Genomic DNA, 247 nt, shown 5'->3' with positions numbered 1-247 from the left:
CCGCTACTCGCCGCCTCCGCCGAAGACGCGGCCAAGCTCGGCACCACCCTGACGCCGTTCGGGGCTGAACGCGCCGGCAACGCTGACGGCAGCATTCCGGCTTGGGATGGCGGCTACACCAAAGTGGACCCGGCTTATAAGCCCGGCGGCAAGCGTTCCGATCCCTTTGCAGCAGACAAACCGCTGTTCAGCATCACCTCGAAAAACCTGGCGCAGTACGCCGGTCAGCTCACCGATGGCACCAAGG

The 247-nt window shown here is 65.2% G+C and carries 1 protein-coding gene; it reads left to right on the top strand.

Translation table 11 applies throughout. The features are described from left to right. Positions 1-247, top strand: a 247-nt coding sequence (locus AC0IW9_RS31580; RefSeq protein ID WP_471652233.1) for a hypothetical protein, incomplete at both ends; no start/stop codon positions are given.

The organism is Belnapia sp. AC561 (genome assembly GCF_979252845.1).
This window is presented reverse-complemented; position numbering and strand designations above follow the sequence as displayed.